The sequence below is a fragment of the Caminibacter sp. genome (assembly GCF_053999135.1).
The window spans coordinates 1-3,509 of the sequence record NZ_JBMXVQ010000060.1 but is presented as its reverse complement, the minus strand read 5'-3'; the positions used below and the strand labels follow the sequence as shown (position 1 = coordinate 3,509).

Genomic DNA, 3,509 nt, shown 5'->3' with positions numbered 1-3,509 from the left:
CTTTTTCTGATTAAGCCCCATATTAAAATCACTAAGCCCGTAAATTTTACTTTCTATTTCCCTAACAGTTTCGATTTTATTGTAAATTTTGAGGGCATAATAAATTTCCGATTCTTTTTCGTATTTTTCAACCGGCTCGTCAAAGAATATTTTTATGTAAAACTTTTCTTTTTGAGTTTTGGATAATTTTAATTTTTCATCAATTATTTTTTGGATATTCTCAAAAATTTTAATTATAAAATTAAATTTATTTTTTATATCATTTTGTCTTTGCAAATTTAAAATATATTTCTCAAATTTTTTTAACTCTTTTTGCTCTTGCTTTTTTTTAAATTTTTCATAATTTCTAAAAACATCAAAATGTAATTGCAAATATTCAATAGTACCTTTTTTCCATTCTTTTGCTTTTATAAAAGTAGCCAAATAATTATTAGAATGAATTTTTTTATTTTGAATATATTTATCAAGTGTTTGTAAATTACTTAAATAATCCCTTTTTACGAACCACTCATATTCATCTGCCCTAATATTTCCGTTTAAATCTTTAAAAAGCAGTTGTTTTTTATTTTCTTTTTTTGAATCTCTGAAAATAAAATATTCGATTTCATTTTTACCAATTCTTACATAAAGCCCGTCTTTTAACACGTAATTATCAAATACAGCCTTTTGCAAATCAAAATCAATCCTATCAATTACATCAAAAATCATCTCTTCCTCACAAACACAGCTACTTGAATAATAAGCTCATCCCTGTCTATTTTTTGAACGTACGCATCAAAAATATCCCATCCGGCATTCATTATTTTAGAAATTGAATAATTTGCGTTTCTTGGAATGTAACCGAGCTTGGTATCCTTATAATATATTTCAACGGCGTTTTCATCGTGGATATTTTGAGGTTCTGTTTTTAAAATTAACTTATCTCCCACTTTTATTTCATTAATCACAAAAAGAGCTTTATAATACTCAATCCCCGCAATTACAAAACTTTTATAAACTTCGCTCATTTTATTTCCTTTTTGTCAAATTATATTAAATATAATCGCCAAATTATGTCGTTTAAATTAATAATACCATTTTCCGCTCATATCCTGCCACTTGCAATACCCGCCTCCAACCGAGCTGTTTTTATGGCCAAGACCCGTTCCCATTGCAATAAACGCAAGTTTTTGGGAAACTTCATCGTTTTTAGGATGAATATAAAACTTATATCCGAAAAATTTAATTCCTTTATAATAATAAGTAAAAGGCTTATTATTTTTTACCTGTATGTATTCGATAAACCAGTTAGGCTTTTGAAGCGTTTCACCAAAAACAGTTTCATATTTCCTAACCAGATTTTTATGTATCGCTTCAAATAAAGAAATCATCTCCCCGGTTTTGTTAAACGTCCAAAAATCACCGTTTTTCAACACAACAAAAACGGGATTTAAACTAACTATTGTTTTAATGGGTTTAAATTTAATTTTTTTCATACCGACGGAATTTATTTTAAAAATATTGTCTTCATAAAACATAAGCGAATCATAAACTTTTTTTATCATTTCCTTTTTAAAACTTCTAAAAGATATTTGACCATGTTTTTCAAAATATCCTTTTTCATTAGCTTTACCAAGATTTGAAAAAACATAATTTTTCGGCTTTTTTTCATTATGAGATTCATAACCGCTTTTTATAAGCGCAGAGGAGATAAGCTTTGAAATTGCTTCCGGGGATTTTTGAAAATGTATAGGGGTTTTTAAACTGACTGATATATCAAGCTGACTGTATTCCATTTTTATCCTTTTGAAAAATTATAGCAAATTATAAAGATTTTTCAAACTAAAAGAGTTATGGGCATCAAAAGATAACCCCGGGAAGGATTTTTGGAGATTTTGTTAAATATTCTTCTGTTATACGTTAAATCTAAAGTGCATCACATCACCGTCCTGAACGACATAGTCTTTACCCTCAAGTCTCATAGCCCCGGCTTCTTTTGCACCCTGCTCTCCGCCGTATTTTATAAAGTCTTCATAACTAATAACTTCAGCCCTGATAAACCCTTTTTCAAAGTCCGTATGAATCACACCCGCAGCCTGAGGCGCTTTTGTTCCTCTTTTAATAGTCCAGCTTCTAACTTCAATTTTTCCTGCTGTAAAATAACTTATTAAATCAAGTTTTTCATATGCTTTTTTAATAATCTGCTCAAGCCCGCTCTCTTTAGCCCCAAGACTTTCAAGAAATTCATGCTTTTCTTCATCGCTCATATCTACCATCTCTTCTTCAAGTTTGGCGCAGAGTTTAATTACTTCTCTTCCATGCTTTGCCGCATATTCTTTTAGAGCTTTTACATATTCATTATCTTCCGCAAGACCTTCTTCATCCACGTTTGCGCCGTAAAAAATTTCTTTGTTTGTTAAAAAATTAAGTTCTTTTTCAAGAGTTTTAAACTCTTCTTCATCTTTTTTAGGAAATGTTTTTACAGGATTACCCTCAGCCAGCCATTCCATAAGTTCTTCTGCAAGTTCCAGCTGTTTTTTAGCTTCTTTAGAACCTTTTGCCTGTTTTTGTAGTTTTGCAATTCTTTTTTCAAGAGTCTGCATATCCGCATATAAAAGTTCCTGCTCTATTATCTCAACATCCCTTATTGGGTCAACACTGTTTTCTACGTGAATTACGTTTGGGTCTTCAAAACATCTTACCATATGCAAAATAATATCCGTTTCCCTGATGTTTGCCAAGAACTGGTTTCCAAGCCCCTCACCTTTGCTTGCCCCCTTTACAAGCCCGGCAATATCGACAAATTCTATTGTTGAATACTGAATCCTATCAGGATTTACAATCTTTGCAAGTTCATTTATCCTTTCATCCGGGACCGGTACTATCGCTTTATTCGGCTCAATCGTACAAAACGGATAATTTTGGGCTTCCGCGTTTTGAGTTTTTGTAAGTGCGTTAAATGTGGTAGATTTTCCAACGTTTGGCAATCCGACAATACCAACTTTCATTTATTTCCTTTTTTGGTGAAATTATAACCAAATTCAATAATAAATCCCTTGAAAAGATTTAAAACTTTATGCTACAATTCCGACCAACCGGTTGGTATGAAAGGAAAAAGATGAGTACCAAAGAGAAAATTCTGGAAATTTCGGCCGATGTTTTCGCAAAATACGGTTACAAAGCCGTAAGTATCAGCTCTTTGCTCAAAGAAATAGGCATAAACAAAAGCACGCTTTATTACTATTTTAAAAGCAAAAAAGAAATTTTTGAGGAAGTCGTTAAAAGGAATTTCGATAACCTTATAAAAAAACTGGAGGAAAACATTTCAAAATGCAAAACCCCTGAAGAAAAAATCGACGTTTTTATCGACACAATCGCACAAAGATCAAGAAGAGACGTTTTACTTATTATCAGGGAAATAATCGACGGAGGGGAAAATTTTTCCGACGAGCTTATTAACCTGTTTATAAGATTCAGGGAAACGCTTTTAAATATTTTGAAAGAAGGAAAAGAAAAAAACGTTTTTAAAA

At 31.3% G+C, this 3,509-nt stretch carries 4 protein-coding genes and 1 pseudogene; 1 reads left to right on the top strand and 4 read right to left on the bottom strand.

Annotated elements, in window-relative coordinates; genetic code table 11:
* The 4 genes and pseudogenes from ACXJH6_RS04735 to ychF form a co-directional block, all read right to left on the bottom strand.
* Positions 1 to 708 (bottom strand): annotated as a pseudogene (locus tag ACXJH6_RS04735) (hypothetical protein); the annotation flags it as partial.
* Positions 705 to 1,007, bottom strand: coding sequence for an HIRAN domain-containing protein (locus tag ACXJH6_RS04730; RefSeq protein ID WP_456470614.1), 303 nt, complete (start codon positions 1,005 to 1,007; stop codon positions 705 to 707). The pseudogene ACXJH6_RS04735 and the gene ACXJH6_RS04730, both read right to left, overlap by 4 nt.
* A gap of 57 nt (positions 1,008 to 1,064) precedes the next feature.
* Complete coding sequence (locus ACXJH6_RS04725) at positions 1,065 to 1,775, bottom strand: CRISPR-associated endoribonuclease Cas6 (protein ID WP_456470613.1); 711 nt, start codon at positions 1,773 to 1,775, stop codon at positions 1,065 to 1,067.
* 117 nt (positions 1,776 to 1,892) lie between these two features.
* Positions 1,893 to 2,987, bottom strand: a complete 1,095-nt coding sequence (ychF, locus tag ACXJH6_RS04720; RefSeq protein ID WP_456470612.1) for a redox-regulated ATPase YchF — start codon at positions 2,985 to 2,987, stop codon at positions 1,893 to 1,895.
* A gap of 110 nt (positions 2,988 to 3,097) precedes the next feature.
* Between ychF and ACXJH6_RS04715 the strand changes: the two genes are divergently transcribed.
* Positions 3,098 to 3,509, top strand: a 412-nt coding sequence (locus ACXJH6_RS04715; RefSeq protein ID WP_456470611.1) for a TetR/AcrR family transcriptional regulator, incomplete at its 3' end; no start/stop codon positions are given.

What these genes read in the sequence shown, in the direction of transcription:
- ychF (WP_456470612.1), bottom strand. Translation starts at nt 2,987, where the DNA reads ATGAAAGTTGGTATTGTCGGATTGCCAAACGTTGGAAAATCTACCACA.
- ACXJH6_RS04730 (WP_456470614.1), bottom strand. Translation starts at nt 1,007, where the DNA reads ATGAGCGAAGTTTATAAAAGTTTTGTAATTGCGGGGATTGAGTATTAT.
- ACXJH6_RS04725 (WP_456470613.1), bottom strand. Translation starts at nt 1,775, where the DNA reads ATGGAATACAGTCAGCTTGATATATCAGTCAGTTTAAAAACCCCTATA.